The 17,703-nt window shown below is 63.7% G+C and carries 16 protein-coding genes and 2 pseudogenes; 16 read left to right on the top strand and 2 right to left on the bottom strand.

Features of this window, described 5'->3' with window-relative positions; all coding sequences use genetic code 11:
* Positions 1-193: 193 nt before the first annotated feature.
* The 9 genes and pseudogenes from RHODMAR_RS29150 (at position 194) to RHODMAR_RS18010 (ending at position 9,319) form a co-directional block, all read left to right on the top strand.
* Entirely contained in the window at positions 194-406 is a 213-nt protein-coding gene (locus RHODMAR_RS29150; protein WP_232433699.1) for a hypothetical protein, read from the top strand.
* A gap of 678 nt (positions 407-1,084) precedes the next feature.
* Entirely contained in the window at positions 1,085-2,548 is a 1,464-nt protein-coding gene (locus RHODMAR_RS18045) for a hypothetical protein (protein WP_008717233.1), read from the top strand.
* A gap of 276 nt (positions 2,549-2,824) precedes the next feature.
* Positions 2,825-2,968, top strand: a complete 144-nt coding sequence (locus tag RHODMAR_RS28310) for a hypothetical protein (protein ID WP_157226137.1) — start codon at positions 2,825-2,827, stop codon at positions 2,966-2,968.
* Positions 2,965-3,858: a type II toxin-antitoxin system death-on-curing family toxin gene (locus RHODMAR_RS27055; protein ID WP_051048153.1), complete on the top strand. Its 894-nt coding sequence runs from the start codon at positions 2,965-2,967 to the stop codon at positions 3,856-3,858. Before RHODMAR_RS28310 ends, RHODMAR_RS27055 begins: the two co-directional genes overlap by 4 nt.
* Positions 3,859-4,509: 651 nt before the next feature.
* Positions 4,510-4,951 (top strand): annotated as a pseudogene (locus tag RHODMAR_RS29145) (IS1380 family transposase); the annotation flags it as partial.
* A gap of 421 nt (positions 4,952-5,372) precedes the next feature.
* Positions 5,373-6,026 (top strand): annotated as a pseudogene (locus RHODMAR_RS18025) (DNA-processing protein DprA); the annotation flags it as partial.
* Between the two features lie 94 nt (positions 6,027-6,120).
* Positions 6,121-6,903, top strand: coding sequence for a siderophore-interacting protein (locus RHODMAR_RS18020; protein WP_008717226.1), 783 nt, complete (start codon positions 6,121-6,123; stop codon positions 6,901-6,903).
* Positions 6,904-6,990: 87 nt separating this feature from the next.
* Positions 6,991-7,917 carry a tyrosine recombinase XerC gene (locus RHODMAR_RS18015; RefSeq protein WP_008717225.1) on the top strand — a complete coding sequence of 309 codons (927 nt, stop codon included), beginning with the start codon at positions 6,991-6,993 and terminating at the stop codon, positions 7,915-7,917.
* Between the two features lie 34 nt (positions 7,918-7,951).
* Complete coding sequence (locus RHODMAR_RS18010) at positions 7,952-9,319, top strand: MinD/ParA family ATP-binding protein (RefSeq protein ID WP_332307784.1); 1,368 nt, start codon at positions 7,952-7,954, stop codon at positions 9,317-9,319.
* Positions 9,320-9,322: 3 nt separating this feature from the next.
* Here the strand turns inward: RHODMAR_RS18010 and RHODMAR_RS18005 are convergent, their stop codons facing one another.
* A complete protein-coding gene (locus RHODMAR_RS18005) occupies positions 9,323-9,829 on the bottom strand; it encodes a M23 family metallopeptidase (protein WP_008717223.1) in 507 nt (168 codons plus the stop codon).
* Positions 9,830-10,174: 345 nt separating this feature from the next.
* On the opposite strand from RHODMAR_RS18005, the gene rpsB reads away from it, so the two are divergent.
* The 6 genes from rpsB to RHODMAR_RS17975 all read left to right on the top strand — a co-directional run bounded on the left by rpsB (position 10,175) and on the right by RHODMAR_RS17975 (position 15,308).
* Positions 10,175-11,092, top strand: a complete 918-nt coding sequence (gene rpsB / locus RHODMAR_RS18000) for a 30S ribosomal protein S2 (protein WP_008717221.1) — start codon at positions 10,175-10,177, stop codon at positions 11,090-11,092.
* 151 nt (positions 11,093-11,243) lie between these two features.
* Positions 11,244-12,068 (top strand): translation elongation factor Ts, encoded by an 825-nt coding sequence (tsf, locus tag RHODMAR_RS17995; protein ID WP_008717219.1) that lies wholly within the window; start codon positions 11,244-11,246, stop codon positions 12,066-12,068.
* A gap of 171 nt (positions 12,069-12,239) precedes the next feature.
* Positions 12,240-12,968: a UMP kinase gene (gene pyrH / locus RHODMAR_RS17990; protein WP_008717218.1), complete on the top strand. Its 729-nt coding sequence runs from the start codon at positions 12,240-12,242 to the stop codon at positions 12,966-12,968.
* 55 nt (positions 12,969-13,023) lie between these two features.
* Complete coding sequence (gene frr / locus RHODMAR_RS17985) at positions 13,024-13,581, top strand: ribosome recycling factor (RefSeq protein ID WP_008717217.1); 558 nt, start codon at positions 13,024-13,026, stop codon at positions 13,579-13,581.
* 36 nt (positions 13,582-13,617) lie between these two features.
* Positions 13,618-14,550, top strand: coding sequence for a phosphatidate cytidylyltransferase (locus RHODMAR_RS17980; RefSeq protein WP_008717216.1), 933 nt, complete (start codon positions 13,618-13,620; stop codon positions 14,548-14,550).
* Positions 14,551-14,588: 38 nt separating this feature from the next.
* Positions 14,589-15,308: a methyltransferase domain-containing protein gene (locus RHODMAR_RS17975; protein WP_198289474.1), complete on the top strand. Its 720-nt coding sequence runs from the start codon at positions 14,589-14,591 to the stop codon at positions 15,306-15,308.
* A gap of 8 nt (positions 15,309-15,316) precedes the next feature.
* Here the strand turns inward: RHODMAR_RS17975 and RHODMAR_RS17970 are convergent, their stop codons facing one another.
* On the bottom strand, positions 15,317-16,159 hold the full coding sequence (locus RHODMAR_RS17970) for an HpcH/HpaI aldolase/citrate lyase family protein (RefSeq protein ID WP_042939779.1): 843 nt from the start codon (positions 16,157-16,159) through the stop codon (positions 15,317-15,319).
* A 388-nt stretch (positions 16,160-16,547) separates the two neighbouring features.
* Between RHODMAR_RS17970 and rlmN the strand changes: the two genes are divergently transcribed.
* Positions 16,548-17,699, top strand: coding sequence for a 23S rRNA (adenine(2503)-C(2))-methyltransferase RlmN (rlmN, locus tag RHODMAR_RS17960; protein WP_008717213.1), 1,152 nt, complete (start codon positions 16,548-16,550; stop codon positions 17,697-17,699).
* The last annotated feature ends 4 nt before the right edge of the window (positions 17,700-17,703 follow it).

Raw genomic sequence — 17,703 nt, 5'->3', positions numbered from 1 at the left:
TCGCGCCCCCCCAGCGCCGCGTCAGCGTAGCAGTAGGAATGCTGTTGCCAGCAATATCGGTACGGAGCCGCCCAGCTCAATGGGGCGCTCCGCGACGTCCGAAAACGCTGCTGCTGATCCAATCCAGCCTGTGACTTGGTCGACGCTAGAACGGACACTCGGATTGACGTGGTTTACACCTAGGAGATCTCGCATGAACACCCTCACCGAGCAAGAACGCAAGCTAATCGACCTGCTCACACGCTCGGTACATCGGACGTTTGCCGATGCTCGCGCCGCCGGCGTACCGGCCGATGTCTTCGACGACGTCGAAGCGATTGCCCAGCACTACCGACCATCCAAATCTATGACCGGCTCATCGGCACGTTCTACGACACCGCCGGCCTCACCCAGTGGCGAGGCGTAAGCCGTCAGGCGATACACCAAGCGGTCGCCGCGGGCACGATCATCGCGTGCCAACTCGACGGAGGCCAGTGGGCATATCCGACCTGACAGTTCACCGACTCGAAAACGACGGAGCCAGCTCTGCTCACTCTGTGGGCGACGTTGCGCGCGGCTGCCGACCGCTGGACCTGCGCAGTATGGCTGCACAGCCCGCAACCCGAGCTGAATGGTCGCAGCGCGGTTGACTGGATCGCGCAGGGCCGCCCCCTCGAGGCGGCCCTGGACCAGGCCCGGGCCGATGCCCACCGGTGGGCGGCCTGAGCCTGAGACAGTGTTGCGCTGCACCCGCCGGCCCAATCGTTGGACCGGTTTTCCTCTCCGCGAACTGCCCGCGGCGCACCCCCCTGTCCCGCCGACACCACACCGCGAACGGTCCGATGCTAGTTTTTTGTCCTCCGGCGCGGCTGCTTCGACCTGATGGCGCTGCGCGGCGACCGCATCGGCTTCAAGTAACGCTGAGGATGTGCGCGGATGGTACGACCGCCTGGTCAAGCCACACCACGGCCAGAAACCCGACCCCGTGGCTGTGTTTGCCGACTCAGAAGACGGCCCTGGCCGGTCGAGCAGCATCCTGAACTATTCGATCCGCACAAGAACACTTGTGCGCGAAACCTCAGCGACTGTCTGAAAGAATTCTCGAATGGTCGATCAGGAGTCGGGCGCGACTGAAACCGTGCCGGCGCATGTGTGGGAGTTCGCAAATGAGCAGGACCAGTTGAAGAAGGCCGCGGACCAGATGCGGGGCTTTTTGTACGAGCTGTCGACCGAGGGTTTGATCCCGGTACACACCATCGAGACGCGGGCGAAGAGTCTGACCTCATACATGGAGAAGTGCAGTCGGACTGACGACAGCACTGGCGCGATCAGGTACCGGAATCCACTCTCTGAGATCGACGACTGCGTGGCGGCGAGGGTGATTGTGTACACGACGCGAGCGCGGAGAGACTTCCTGAGCCTGTTGACCACGCGATCCAAGACTCGGGATCATGCGAATCCGGGCAAAGAGAAGCACAACGGATATGACAGCGACCACTTAGTCGTGACCTCGATTGAACTGCCGCACCTGAACGCGCGCTACCCCGACCTTGGGGCGTACTTACGTAAGCGACCGGGTCTTGAGGTCCAGATTCGGACAGTGGCCGGTCATGCATGGGCGGAGTACGAGCATGACGTACGTTACAAATCGGCGGCCTACAGAAACTTGGAGCCCGGTCCGCGGAAACGCGTAGACCAATGGTTTATTGAGGCTGGCGGCCTCCGGCGCTATCTCGATCAAGTTTTCAACGAGATCGATGAGTTTCTCGTGCCAAGTTCCGAGAACACGGCGAAGGCTGACGAAGGTGTTGACGACAGTGCAAGCGAAGCTGCAGATGGCCTCGCTGACCCGGACGATCGGTCACTGGATCTCGACACTCTGACCTCCCTGATCAATGACCGGTATCAGAGTGCCGCGCCCGGTAGTGAAGAGGCGGCGCAGGAGCTACTCCATCAGCTCGACACTCTCGGCATACGCACCGTGGCCGAATTGCAGACCGTATTGGATCAGAACGACCCGGACGAGGTCGCCTCTCTGATGGACTATCCCATCCCGGTATCCGCCACGCGCCGCCTCGATGACGAGCTCCTCGCAGCTTTCACCCGTAAATATGTCGACGCTGCAGCGCCGAACGAGGCTCGACAACAACTTCTGAGGCTGCGACTTCGCCGAGTGGACGGCAGGTTCACCATCTATGTCCTGGCGCCCAAGGGCAAAGAGCGCACTCGTCCCATCGCGGCCGCTCGCGCTGTCCGAGAGTTGACTCGGCTCGTCGCCGACGAACTGGGACCGGAGGAGGCATGCATCGAGCACGCAATTGCCTTGGAGCGAAGCGATCTTCAGGCTCACACCAATCCGCGGGTAGTCCAGGTAGGTGACACGCCGATCTACGTCGCAACCAACCTGAACCGCGCCTACTCCGAACAGTTAATGAGGCAGCTGGTTGACCGCCTACCGCGCAACGAGATCCTCGTTCTCAGAGCCGGCGACCAGATACTGCCGTCGTTGGCCAACCAGCAAGCCGAAAATGATCCGCAGGAACTATCGGAGACGCCCATTCAGACTTAGCATCCTGCACTGGCTGTCCGCGAAGACGCCACGATCGTGTGTGTCGTTGGCTGGCGCGCATGCTGCCGCCTGGGGGTGGGTTTGCCTGCACGTCGCGGAAGCTTCAACCGCGATAAGCGTTAGGTGGGAGCTGCTGGTTGCGCTTGTCATCCGGTGCGCGGCAGGGCGGCAAAGCGACTCAGTTCGCTGCGATGGCCCGACGGATTCGAAGGCTTAATGCGCCGAGAACGCAGCAGTATCTGCTGCGCCTGGCCTATGGCCGGTACTGTCAGACAGGTGAACACCGAACACGATGTCGAGCTGCACTCGCTTGGTGTGTCGCCGTCCGCCTCCGAAGTTGCAGACCTCGAGGAGACGTTGCGTCTGGCACGTGGCGAAGCCCGCCGGTGGGAGACGCTTTTGACTCGATTGGCGAAGTGACTCGCTATCTGAGCGCTGAAGCACTGATCGCCATCAACGCAGAACACGGTGGCGCAGGGGCGGGCGTTGCAGACCTCGCGGGTATCGAATCCGCCGCACACCGCCCGCAGACCGAAGCCTTCGGAACCGAAATCTATCCGGACATTTGGTCCAAGGCTGCTGCGTACATCCACAGCGTTGCCAGCACTCAATACTTCACCGACGGCAACAAGCGCACCGCATGGCTTGCGGCAATGACGTTCCTGACCCTCAACGGCCATCGGATGCCCCGGATCGGTGATGCCGACTCCGAAGCGCTCGTTCGGTGCGTAGCCGGAAATTTGTTCGCCAGCGACAGCGAACCAGACCGCACGATCGAGGTTGCGGCCGACTGGATACAAACTCGATACGGGCAGCGCAACCGAGTCGGACCCGCCATCGACCCCAGGCTCGAATTCGTGCAGCTGTGCTATCACTACGAAGTCGACCCGGGCCAGGCCGTTTACTCGATTGCCAACGCCGGATTCGACATCCTGTCGGCCCCGAACGGATTTCCCCATCCGGGCGATTTCTACATGCTCGGCCGAATCCACTGGCGTCCCGTCGACATCACTCGGTCCCATACCCTCACCACTACCGTCGTAGCTCTCGATGGCACTAAGCGTGTCAATCGGGCTAGGAAGTCCGAAACACTTTCCGGTTTCCCGATGCTTGAGAGCGACAAGTGGCAGTACCCCAATGGCATCGTGCCGTGGACGTTCGTGACCGACATCGACGCAGTGTTCCTCGAAGCCGGGGAGTACGTCATTCGCCTGGATATTGACGGAGAGTGCGCCGCAGAACATGCCCTGACTGTCGTCCAGTTCGGGGCAGCACCACCGGACATTGCATTCCTTCACCCGAGCAGCTGACCACCGCGTTTCGCGGTGCGACCGTACCGGACCGAGAGGCGTCGGCGAAGCCGACCTCGGAACGCTATCGACGCGATTAGGCAACCCCTACCGTCGCCGCAGATTTGTCCGAGCAGGAGAAACGCCGTGACTGTCACCCTCACCACGATCGACCGCAGCGCGCTGACCCTGCTGATCGTGCCGGTATAGGTGCTCCCGCCCGCCGACCTGCCGCAGGCCCAACCCATCGATCTTCCTCGCACGCAGCGGTACCGCAGTGCGCTGCGCGACGGGTGGGTGCTGCGACGGCCCGAGCACGACGAGTTTCAAGAGCGCTTCGACGCCGTGTGCGCCGAGTTCGGCATCGACGCGCAGCTTAAACCCGCCGTCCCACAAGCGCTTCGTCCGGGCGGACGGGTCGACGCGAGCGACCGGGTCCAGGCCGGTGCCCGCCTTGTCAGGCGCTCACAGCCGGAGGGCTTTAGCTCCGCGCAGCAACCGCGGCTAATTGCCAGGTGTTGCGCCAAGCGGCCGCGCTCACCTAGACAGAGGAGGTCGTCGCGAGGGCAACTCGTCGCCCTGAACTGGGAAAATTGAACGTGGGAAAGTACCAATCCAGCGAGTTCAAGGAGCACCGTTCCGGTGAGTTAGTCAACGTCGTCGTTCCCCGCCCTGTCCGTCCATGCCACCGGGACCGGTGTTGTGTCGCACGCCGGAGCCCTCACGTAGCTGCGGACGGCAGAGGCCACAGGGCTGGCGTCCGCGTTGTCGACGGGCCTGGCGTCTTGGCGGAAACCGTTGGCGCGGTTCGACCCCAGGAAAGTCGTGCTCGATCTTGCGACGGCGTTGGCGGTCGGTGGAGACTGCATCGCCGACATCGCCACCGCGCGCGAACGCCGCGCCGAGTTCAAGAAAGGGCGGGCACATTTAGAGAAGGAATCAGCTGCGCCTACTTACAAACGAGGATTCGGACTTCACCCCGCTGCTCGCGTTCGTCGACCACGGGAGCGACGGAACTGGTGAACCTGTCGCAGCGTAGCTCCGCCCCGACAACGCCGATCACAACACTGCCGACGGCCACCTCGATCTGACCCGAAAAGCGTTGGCGCAGTTATCGATATTGATCACGGTGGCGGGATTTCAGAACCGCCGCTTTTGGCTTGACTAGAGCAAGACGTTGCGGGAAATTGTTTGCGGGGGATGAATTTCATCACGGTCGTCGGCTCCAGTTTCAGAACCTCGCCTCCTGGAAGCCAATTGCTCTGCTTCGCAGTCATTTTCGCCAGTTAGCTGCAGTTGGGGATGTCGCTAAAATGTCGGCGTTGGGCTGCTCACCAGCACAATGGACACGGCAAAAGCCACGGTGGCATGTTCCAACCTGTCAGCCTGCAACTGGCCTTCCCTGCGGTTAGACAATGCCGTCGGGGTGACTTCTGGCCTGTTGCATGTAAGCTGAGCTTCTAAACGTAGTCCTACCTGTGGATTAGGCTTAAATACAGGGTAATCGAGCAACAGTGCAGACACGCGATAGAACCTTCGGGATCGATGCTGCTGCGCATCGGGCAGCTCTCGGAGTCGAGGGCACGACGATGGCGGTGCTCGCCTGTGGCGTCGACCGCGCGTATCCGGCCGGCCACTCTCGACTGCTGCGCCAGATCGCGGCTCATGGTCTGGTTCTCAGCGAATACGCTCCGGGCACCACTCCGGCCAAACATCGGTTCCTCGCCCGCAACAGACTCGTCGCGGCACTCGGATCGGCTGTGGTGGTCGTCGAGGCCGGGTGGCGCAGCGGTGCTCGCAACACTGCGGCGTGGGCGGCGAAACTGGGCCGTCCCGTGCTCGCGGTACCCGGTCCGGTCACCTCGCCCACGTCCAAAGGGTGTCATCGCATGATCCGGGACGGTGAGGCCGTGTTGGTCTCGAGTTCCCACGACGTCGTCGCCGAGGCCGGCGCTCTGGGATCACCGGAGGAATCGCGACCCGATCTCTTCCGCGAGACCGATGCACTCTCGGATACCGCTCTGCTGATCTACGACGCCTTTCCTGCAACGGGATCGCTGTCGAGTCGCGAGCTGTCCGAGCACTCCGGTGTGCCGCTGAGCAAAGTGCGCGCAGCACTGCCCGTGTTGGAACTGGACGGCTTCGTGGCCAGTGACGAGACCGGATGGTTCCGGGTGGTGCGCGGCTGAGTACCACGCTTCCTCGGCACCGAATGTAGAGTGTTAGGTAATGCTTAGTCGGTGCAGTGGGCATCGGCGTCGTTCGCTCGAAGAGGGGTCCGAAGTGCCACGCAAGAAAACCACCCTGTCCGTCCTGCGTACCGAAGCGCTCACTCCGCACATGCATCGGGTCTATCTGGGCGGTGCGAACTTCGACGACTTCGACACGATCGACCAGACCGACGCGTACGTCAAGCTGTTCCTCGGGACCGACGAGGAACCGATCATGCGTACGTACACAGTTCGCTCCGTCGATACCGTTGCGCGTGAAATTGCCATCGACTTCGTCGTTCACGGAGACGAAGGAGTCGCTGGGCCGTGGGCAACCCAAGCGCAGCCGGGGGACGAGATGTCGTTCTTCGGCCCGTCCGGCGGGTACTCGCCGCGCGACGACGCAGATTGGCATCTGTTCGCCGGCGACGAATCGGCGATTCCGGCGATCTCTGCTGCCGTCGAGGCACTGCCGGACGACGCGATCGCCAAGGTCTTCATCGAGGTCGCCGACCGCCACGACGAGATCTACATGGAGACGCTCGCCGTCGTCGACGTCACCTGGATCCACCGGGGTGCAGCTTCGAACGAGGTCGGCGACGACCGAGCCGGAGACAACGCTCCGCTGATCGCAGCGGTCAAGGAGACGGAATGGCTGCCGGGGCAGGTGCAGGTCTTCGTGCACGGTGAAGCTCAGGCCGTCATGCACAACATCCGGCCGTACATCCGCAAGGAGCGTGCGGTCGGTGCGGAATGGGCATCGATATCGGGCTACTGGCGTCGAGGGCGCACCGAGGAGACATTCCGAGTGTGGAAGCGCGAACTCGCGCAGGCCGAAGTCGGCGTGGACGCCTGAACCGAGGTCGAAGCATGAGCCGCGCCCGACTCGGCTACGTCGGCGTGTCCGGTTGTCGTGCAGCAGTGAAGCGCCCAAGCTGAGCCGATGACCGATTCGCTGCCGCCTCACCTCGGTGTCCACGTCGAGGAGTTCGCCGAACATCTCCGACTCGGTCGAGAGCGCTCGGAGCACACGATTCGGGCCTACGTGACGGATGCTCGATCTCTGCTCACGCATCTTGCGGCGTCGACGCCGAATGCGACGATCTCGGATCTGGATCTGCGGACGGTGCGTTCGTGGTTGGCGACGTACTCGGCTGCAGGCTCGGCCCGAACCTCCATGGCGAGGCGAACCTCGTCGGTGCGGACCTTCGGCAAGTGGCTCGAACGGGTGGGAGCGGTGCAGGTCGGACCGGCGGAACGCCTGGCAGCACCGCCGAGTCATCGCACCCTGCCTGGTGTTCTTCGCCACAATCAAGCGGCTCAGGCGTTGACCAATGCCGAGTCGGGTGCGGCCCAACTCGATCCGATTGCGCTGCGAGACCGGCTGATCGTGGAGCTCCTCTATGCAACCGGGGTACGCGTGGGAGAACTGTGCGGACTCGACGTCGACGACGTGGACACCGAGCGCCGCCTGGTCCGCGTGGTGGGCAAAGGCAACAAGGAACGCTCGGCACCGTACGGTGCGCCGGCAGCGCAGGCCCTCGAGAACTGGCTGATCGACGGCAGGCCCGAACTCGCCGGTGATCGATCCGGTGCCGCGTTGCTCTTGGGTCGGCGGGGTGGGCGACTCGACCAACGGCAGGCCAGGACCGCGGTGCATGCGGTGCTCGACACCGTTCCCGGTGGGCCCAGTCTGGGTCCGCACGGCCTACGCCATACCGCGGCAACCCACCTCCTGGAGGGCGGTGCCGACCTGAGAGTGGTGCAGGAGCTACTCGGACATGCCTCTCTCGCGACTACACAGATCTACACACATGTGTCGGTGGAACGATTGCGCGCCGTCCATGATCAGGCTCACCCTCGCGCGTGATCCGAGCGTCGGCGGCGCTACGTTTGGTAGCGTCGTGACCGACTCACTACACCGAATACGGGGGACCGTGGACCGCGACCGACCGCAAGGTACTTCGGAGACGTGGTCGATGCATGTCCGTGAGAGCTCCGCCGCCGGGCAGCAGGATTCTGTGGACCGCACCGACGACGCCCGAGACAACGGTGGCAGGCCCGCCTCTTCGGGCCCGTCGCCGACATCCCGATCCGCGCCTCGCCAGCCCCCTCCGTGGCAGATGCCCGACTCCGGTGACCGGCGGGTGGTCCCACCTCGGTACAACCCACCGGTGCCGGTTCAGCCCGGTCCGGTCGATCCAGGACCGCCACCGGTGCAGCCAGGACGGCATCAGCCTGCGCAGCCGCACGCACAGCAGTTTCCGGCTCCTTCGGATGCGTGGTCTGCGCAGCCGTGGGCAGGCGCACCCAATGCGTACAGACCGAGCAGTCAGGATCTGGGCGCGGATTCGCTGCTCAAGCGTCCCAAGCGAGCGTCCAACTCCGGCTGGCGGCGAGGCGTGCACCGGCTCACCGGCGGCGTCATCAATCCCGGTGAGTCGACGGCGGAAGAGCGATTCCGAAATCAGGTCGAGCGCATCCGTCAGCCTGTGCTGGGCGACTACCGGATCGCGTTCCTGTCACTCAAGGGCGGCGTGGGCAAGACGACGACCACGCTCGGTCTCGGTTCGACCTTTGCGTCACTGCGTGGAGATTGCGTGATCGCCGTGGACGCGAATCCCGATTTCGGCACCCTGGGAGAGCGGGTTCCCCGACAGACGTCCTCGACCGTTCGCGACTTGCTGGCCGCCGGGCCGCGTATCCGTCGGTACTCCGACATCCGCGAGCACACCTCGCAGGCCCCGAGCCGTTTGGAAGTGTTGGCAGGAGAGCGCGATCCCGCGGCGTCGGAGATGTTCGGCGAAGAGGACTATCGAGCCGTCATCGACATGCTGCAGGTGTACTACAACCTCATCCTGACCGACTGCGGCACCGGCATCATGCACTCGGCGATGAACGGGGTACTGCAACTGGCGAATGCGCTCGTACTGGTCAGCTCTCCGGCGGTAGACGGTGCCCGCAGTGCTGCGGCGACTCTGGACTGGCTCGAGCTGCACGGCTACGGGCACCTGGTCGAGCGAACTGTCGTCGTCATCAGTTCGGTGCGGCCGGGTTCGTCGGCGGTGGACATGAATCTGCTTCAGCAGCACTTCCTCGAGCGCTGTCGCGCTGTGCTGGTGATTCCGTTCGACGAGCATCTGGCCGAGGGTGCCGTGGTCGATCTCGATCTCTTGCGCCCGCAGACGCGCAGTGCATTCGTCGAACTGGCCGCCATGGTGGCCGACGACTTTCCCGCCGCAGCCGGACGACACTCCGGACCGCAACGCTGAACGTCACCTGAGCGGTGTGTCGAGGGGCTTCAACCTGATCGGACTCGCGTGTACCAGTGCCGTCGGATCGAGATAGTCACGACCGCGCCGGATGCCCCAGTGCAGGCAGGTCGACGAACAGCTGTAGTGGCCTGATTCCAGGACACCGAGTACCGTTCCGCGGCGAACGCGTGTGCCGGCTGAAACCGAGGCCGTCACGGGCTCGTATGTCGATCGCAGTCCGCCCGAGTGATCCACCGATACGACGGGTTTGCCCGCGACCGACCCGGCGAACACCACCGTGCCGTCGGCGACCGCCAGGACCGACCGGCCCGCTTCTCCGGCGAGGTCGACGCCGCGGTGGCCGGGCAGCCAATTCTGCTCCGGACGGTCGAACGGGGTGACGACGTGCGGCTTCGGAGCGAGCGGCCAGGCGAAATCACCCGCTACCGCCGGTGCCAACGACACGGAGAAGTAGACGGTTGCCACGACGCACATAGTCAGAATCCGCAGTGCCGAAGCGATGATCACCCGTTGACCATCTCTCGATTCGGGGCACCGAGACGAACGTGAATCCGAATTGTGCAGAAGAAAATTGTTTGTCCACAGGCATTGCAATCTCTTGACAGTCGGGCCTGGTTATGACGGGGGCTGGGGCAGGTCTACACTCGGCAGTGCGACCTGTGCGTGCACGGGTCGACTTCGCGCGTCCGCGTCATCGCATCGACTGCTTCGGCAGAACAACCGATACGAGAACTGGTTGCCGGCGGTCCTCGAATCTCCGTGATTCGTAGGTCCGGCGACTTCAGCGGCCGCCAGGGCAGAGGTCACCGACACTCTGCGTCAACCGCACCATCGAAAGAGAGTTCTTCAGCCATGGCTGTAGTAACAATGAAGCAGCTGCTCGACAGCGGCACACACTTCGGACACCAGACCCGTCGCTGGAACCCGAAGATGAAGCGATTCATCTTCACCGACCGCAACGGCATCTACATCATCGACTTGCAGCAGACTCTGACCTTCATCGACAGGGCCTACGAGTTCGTCAAGGAGACCGTTGCCCACAACGGCACGGTTCTGTTCGTCGGCACCAAGAAGCAGGCGCAGGAGTCCATCGCCGCTGAGGCAACCCGCGTGGGCATGCCCTACGTGAACCAGCGCTGGCTCGGTGGCATGCTCACCAACTTCCAGACGGTGCACAAGCGTCTGGTCCGCCTCAAGGAGCTCGAGGCCATGGAGCAGACCGGTGGCTTCGAGGGACGCACCAAGAAGGAAATCCTCATGCTCACGCGTGAGATGACCAAGCTCGACCGCACCCTCGGTGGCATCCGGGACATGTCCAAGGTTCCGTCGGCCATCTGGATCGTCGACACCAACAAGGAGCACCTCGCGGTTGCCGAGGCTCGTAAGTTGAACATCCCGGTCATCGCGATCCTCGACACCAACTGCGATCCCGACGTGGTCGACTACCCGATCCCGGGTAACGACGACGCGATCCGTTCCGCTGCGCTGCTGACCAAGGTCGTCGCATCCGCAGTCGCCGAGGGCGTGCAGGCGCGAGCCGGTCAGAACACTGCATCCGACGCCAAGCCCGAGGTCGGCGCAGGCGAGCCCCTCGCCGAGTGGGAGCTCGAGCAGCTCGCTCAGGCCTCACCGGCAGCGGACGCTCCGGCAACGGAGGCTCCCGCAGCCGACGCCCCGGCAGCAGAGGCTCCCGCAGCCGACGCCCCGGCAGCAGAGGCTCCCGCAGCCGACGCCCCGGCAGCAGAAGAAGCACCGGCCGCTCAGGCTTGATCGAATTCGGTCCCGGTTCACCCTCAGGGGTGGGCCGGGACCGCTTCGGTATGCCAGGGTTGTCCTCGCGCTCGCTGTGAGCCCGTCGACCGCACCCTTTCAACCGCATTTCGTAACCGTCCGTACCAGCATTTGAGGAGGCTCGCCCAACATGGCGAACTACACTGCCGCCGACGTCAAGCGGCTCCGTGAGCTCACCGGCTCCGGAATGATGGACTGCAAGAACGCGCTCGCCGAGGCCGACGGCGACTTCGACAAGGCCGTCGAGCACCTGCGCATCAAGGGTGCCAAGGATGTCGGCAAGCGCGCCGAGCGCAACACCGCCGAGGGCCTCGTCGTCGCCGAAGGTGGAGTGCTCGTCGAGATCAACTCCGAGACCGACTTCGTGGCCAAGAACGCCGAGTTCCAGACGTTCGCCGCGTCCGTGGCAGCTTCGGCAGCCGCAGGCAAGCCTGCCGACGTCGATGCGCTGAAGGCGCTCGATATGGACGGCAAGACGGTGGACACTGCTCTGAACGAGTTGTCGGCCAAGATCGGCGAGAAGCTCGAGCTGCGCCGCGTCGTGTCCTACGACGGCAACACTGCCACCTACCTGCACAAGCGCAGCGCGGACCTGCCGCCCGCCGTCGGCGTTCTCGTCGAGTACACCGGTGATGGCGACGCTGCGGGTGAAGCCGCACGCGCAGCTGCGATGCAGATCGCAGCTCTCAAGGCCAAATACGTCACGCGCGACGAGGTTCCCGAGGATCTCGTCGCCGCCGAGCGTCGCATTGCCGAAGAGACCGCTCGCGAAGAAGGCAAGCCGGAGCAGGCGCTGCCGAAGATCGTGGAAGGTCGCGTCAACGGATTCTTCAAGGACGTCGTTCTCACCGAGCAGAAGTCGGTGCAGGACGGCAACAAGACAGTCAAGGCAATTCTGGACGAGGCAGGCGTGACCATCACGCGCTTCTCTCGGTTCGAGGTCGGAGCCAGCTAGTCTGCGCACCGGTCGAGGCGATGCCGTTCATTCGATTCCATCGAGTGGGCGGCATCGCTCGTGCGCGGGGCAGGTTGGGTGGACGCCGGAGCCCTGTCCACCACCCGAGCCTCGATAAGGCAGGATGATCGTTGAGTAAACCGTAGTGTTCGACGAGTACCGAGGAGAGCTATGACCGAACCGGCCCCTGACCGTCCCGGGTTCCGACGCGTGATGCTCAAACTGGGTGGGGAGATGTTCGGAGGTGGCCAGGTCGGTCTCGATCCGGATGTCGTCAACAACGTGGCAGAGCAGATTGCCGAAGTGGTGGCCACCGGAGTTCAGGTCGCTGTGGTGATCGGTGGTGGCAACTTCTTCCGAGGTGCCGAGCTGCAGCAGCGCGGCATGGACAGATCACGTTCGGACTACATGGGCATGCTCGGTACCGTCATGAATTGCCTTGCGTTGCAGGACTTCTTGGAAAAGCAAGGAGTAGCCACCAGGGTCCAGACCGCAATTACGATGGGTCAGGTCGCAGAGCCGTACCTGCCGCTGCGCGCCCGCAGACATCTGGAGAAGGGGCGCGTGGTGATCTTCGGGGCCGGCATGGGAATGCCGTACTTCTCGACCGACACCACAGCCGCGCAGCGCGCGCTCGAGATCGGAGCCGAGGTGCTGTTGATGGCCAAGGGAGTCGACGGCGTCTACTCGGCCGATCCGCGTGAGGACCCCGACGCGACGATGTACGACACCATCACCCATCGCGAGGCGATCGAACAGGGACTGAAAGTCGCCGACGCGACCGCATTCAGCCTGTGTATGGACAACGACATGCCGATGCTGGTGTTCAATTTGCTGGTCCAGGGAAATATTGCTCGCGCAGTGTCCGGCGAGAAGATCGGAACGCTGGTCACGTCGTGACCGTCACCGACAGGGACGCGAACGAAACGAAGACCGAGACGATGGAGGACAGACCGTGATTGACGAAGCACTCTTCGACGCCGAAGAGAAGATGGAAAAGGCCGTATCGGTTGCGCGCGACGATCTGTCTTCTATTCGTACCGGACGTGCCAACCCCGGAATGTTCTCTCGCATCGTCATCGAGTACTACGGAGCGTTGACGCCGATCACTCAGCTGGCGAGCATCAGTGTCCCCGAGGCTCGCCTGGTCGTCATCAAGCCGTACGAGTCGAGCCAGCTCGGACCGATCGAAACCGCAATTCGCAATTCCGATCTCGGTGTCAATCCCACCAACGACGGAAACCTGATTCGTATCGGTGTGCCGCAGCTGACGGAAGAACGACGCCGCGAATTCGTCAAGCAGGCCAAGGGCAAGGGCGAGGATGCGAAGGTCTCCATTCGCAACGTTCGTCGCAAGACGATGGAAGAGCTCAAGCGAATCCAGAAGGACGGCGAAGCGGGCGAGGACGATGTCGTCCGTGCGGAGAACGAGCTCGACAAGACCACTGCGAAGTACACCGCGTCCGTGGACGACCTCGTCAAGCGCAAAGAGGGCGAGCTGATGGAGGTCTGACCTCCGAAAGGTAGTTGCTTTTCACGACAGAAGACGATGAATTCCGAGGAGTTGACGACAGTGGTGGGTCCGGATCGGCCGGAGGGCAGCGGTACGCCCGCTGCTTCGTCCGGGGCCGCTGCTTCGTCCGGGGCCGCTGCAGCGAAGTCCGCAGGCAAGGCCGGCCGTAATCTTCCCGCCGCAATCGGTGTCGGTGGGAGTTTGGGAATCGGCCTGATTCTCGTCCTCGTGTTCGTGCCGCTGGTATGGATCGGTGTAGTGGCCGTCGCGTTGGCCGTCGCCACGTACGAGGTGTCCAAGCGACTGCGCGAGGGCGGCGTGCTGGTGCCGCGCATTCCACTGCTCCTCGGGGGACAGGCGATGATCTGGCTCGGCTGGCCCTTCGGTGCCGTCGGAGTGCTCAGTGCGGCCGTGGGCACCGTCCTGATCTGCATGGTGTGGCTGCTGCTGCGGCAGGGCTTCGACGCAGCTCCCAAGAATTACCTCGAAGAACTCTCCGTCACCGTTCTGGTGGCATGTTGGCTGCCCCTACTGGCCTCGTTCGCAGTGCTGATGGTGCTCCAGGACAACGGCGCGGGCCGCATCCTGGTGTTCGTCATCGGCGTGGTGTGTTCTGACGTCGGGGGATACATCGCGGGAGTGCTGTTCGGTAAACACCCGATGGCACCGGCGATCAGCCCGAAGAAGTCGTGGGAGGGTCTGGCCGGCTCGCTCATTTTCTGCGTCATCGGATGTCTGTTGACGGTCACGCTCATTCTCGGAGCCAACTCGATGATCGGAGTCCTGCTCGGGGTGGTGCTGGTGGTGACGGGCACCCTGGGCGACCTGATCGAGTCGCAGGTCAAGCGTGATCTGCGGATCAAGGACATGGGTACGCTTCTGCCCGGGCACGGCGGCATCATGGATCGTTTGGATTCGCTGCTGCCCTCGGCATTCGTGGCGTGGCTCGTGTTCACCGTGCTGCTCTGAGCTGATTGCTCGCAGCTGTGCGCAACGATCGCTCCGGGGTGATTCCCAGTCCGAACATCTGGCACTGGCCGCATGTGTACGAGGCGGAGAACCGTGCTCAGGACGTCGGTGGTGCCCTCTTCGACGCAATTCGTTCCGTGAGTGACTGGGCGTCGAAAACGGTCGTCGATGTCGGCTGCGGAAGCGGATTTCACCTTCCCGTCTTCGCCGCCGACGCCGAGCGGGTCATGGGGATCGAGCCACACGAACCACTTGCCGTATCGGCGAGAACACGCGTCGCCGGTCTGTCGAATGTCGAGGTGATGTCCGCACGTGCGGACTCGCTACCCGTCGCCGACGGCACGGTCGACCTCGTTCATGCCCGCACCGCCTACTTCTTCGGGCCTGGATGCGGACCGGGGATCGTCGAGGCCATGCGCGTACTCGCGCCCGGTGGCGCGTTGGTCGTCGTGGATCTGGATGCGACGGCGTCGCCGTACGGCGATTGGATGCGTGCCGATCTACCGCATTACGACCCGGTAGCCGTCGAGTCGTTCTTCTCGGCGCAAGGATTCGATCTCACGCGTATCGACACCAGATGGACGTTCCCGGACAGACGCGTGCTGCGCGACGTGATGGGTATCGAGTTCGGGCCGCGGGTTGCGCGTGATGCGATGAGGGCGGTCGACGGCGTCTCGTTCGACGTGCGGTACCGAATGCACGTACGGCGGAAGCCGGCGGGGATCGAACTGCGTCGAGTGGGTAGGCGACTCGGATGAGCGTGTTCTCAGGATGCGGCGGAAATTCCGAAGACCTCGGCCGACTCGCTGATCTTGAGTGCCTTCGCCAGTCGTGGCAGATCGCTGCCGTCCTTGACGTGGGCGCCATCGGCACCGAGCGCATCGATCACCTCACGCGCCCACGACACATCGCTGGGTGACGGGGCGAGCTCGCGGTTGACGACGGGGGCCTGCTCGGAGTGCATGCACAGCTTGCCCGTCATGCCCATCGACAAGGTCAGGGCTGCGTCGCGACCGAGAATGGTCTCGTTGGCCGTCAGCGTCGGTCCGTCGATCGGTCCGGGCAGGCGTCCTGCGCGCGAGGACACGACCAGACGCGCACGGGGGTACGCCATCGCCAGCGGATCGTCGCTCATACCGGTGTCGCGACGGAAATCGCCGCTGCCGAACGCGAGACGGAAGGTCGAGTCCGCGCGAGCGATCTCGGTCGCTGCTTCGAGTCCCATTGCCGATTCCACCAGCGCCAGAATCGGAGTACCGGGTGCCAGGCGGGCCGCTGTTGCCTCGACCTGGCCGCCGCTCTCGGTCTTGGCGAGCATGACGCCCACCAGGCCGGGGAGGCCCGACAAGGCAGCGAGGTCGTCGGCCCAGTACGGAGTCGTTGCATCGTTGATGCGGACCCACGCGGAATTGCCTTCGCCGAGCCACCGCACGACCGCCTCACGCGCAGCGGGCTTCTTGGCGGGGGCTACGGCGTCTTCGATGTCGAGAATGACGGCGTCGACTCCGGAGGTCACGGCGTCGCTGAACGTTTCCGGCTTGGTGGCGGGCACCAGAAGCCACGAACGTGCACGGTCGGGGGCAACGCCGGATGCCACTGGTGTCTCCATGAAAGTTGTCACGTCATGCTCCTCGGGTGAAGTCGGGCATCACCTACCTTATCGATTCAGTCGATCGAAGCCAGCTTCCGTACATAGTGTTCACGAACTCCGGGGCCACGTGCTGCCTTCGCTGCGAGCCGAAATCGGAGAATTCCATCCATACTGACCAGGGCATTGTCACCGGGTCGAGATTCTGCACCGTGAACCCGAGCAGAACGGTGAGTGCACGGCTGCGACCACCGGTCCGGTCCACGGCGAAGCTGCACGAGTGTGAGCGATATCCGGCCCGTGCACCCGGCGAGCGGGAGTCGAAAACCGGCGCGAATAGGACTGCACGGCAATCGGGTGGACAATGGTGTCATGAAGTGCAGCAGTCAGGAAGGACTCGGGGTGGAGCATGAGTGAAGCCGTCGACGAAACGAACACCTCGACCGAGCAGAAGAGGCCGAACCTCCCATTGGTTTTCACTGCGCCGCGTCGAGGCATGCCCTCTCGGCACCTGGCCGACCTCGACAAAGAGGGTCTGCGGGACGCAGTGAAGGCGCTCGGTCTGCCCGCGTTCCGTGCCGACCAGTTGGCCCGGCATTACTACTCGCGCCTCGAAGCCGACACCACGAAGATGACAGATCTCCCGGCCGAGGCGCGCGAGAAGGTCGGAGCCGATCTCTTTCCCCCCTTGCTGACCGCTATCAAGCATCTGGCATGTGACGACGGCGACACCCGTAAAACTTTGTGGAAGGCCAACGACGGGACGCTGCTCGAGAGCGTACTGATGCGATACCCGGACCGGGCGACGCTGTGTATTTCGAGCCAAGCCGGCTGCGGAATGGCCTGCCCGTTCTGCGCCACCGGTCAGGCGGGCCTGACGAGGAACCTGTCCACGGCCGAGATCGTCGATCAGGTCCGTTCGGCCGCGGCGGACATGCGTGACGGTGTTGTGCCCGGCGGCGAGGGCCGCCTGTCGAACGTGGTGTTCATGGGGATGGGCGAGCCCTTGGCGAACTACAAGCGCGTCGTCTCCGCAGTGCGCAAAATCGTCTCGCCTGCACCCGACGGGCTCGGCCTGTCCCAGCGTTCGGTGACGGTGTCGACGGTCGGTTTGGCACCGGCCATTCGCAAGTTGGCCGACGAAGGACTGTCGGTGACGCTGGCGGTGTCGTTGCACACGCCCGACGACGAGCTGCGCGACACGCTGGTTCCGGTCAACAACCGGTGGTCGGTGGCGGAGGTGCTGTCGGCGGCTCGGTACTACGCCGATCAGACCGGTCGTCGCGTCTCGATCGAGTACGCGATGATCCGAGACGTCAACGATCAGCCGTGGCGAGCGGACATGTTGGGCAAGAAGCTACGCAAAGCTCTCGGGTCCCGGGTACACGTGAATCTGATTCCGCTCAACCCGACTCCGGGCAGCGAATGGGATGCCAGCCCGAAGCCGGTGGAGCGAGAATTCGTCCGGCGGGTGATTGCCCAGGGTGTGACGTGCACTGTGCGCGATACCCGCGGCCAAGAGATTGCGGCGGCGTGCGGTCAGCTCGCCGCCGAGAACTGATCGG

It is taken from the genome of Rhodococcus sp. AW25M09 (assembly GCF_000333955.1).
Lineage (GTDB): Bacteria > Actinomycetota > Actinomycetes > Mycobacteriales > Mycobacteriaceae > Rhodococcoides.
Note: the sequence above shows the minus strand (reverse complement) of the source record. Positions and strands in the feature narration are given on the sequence as shown.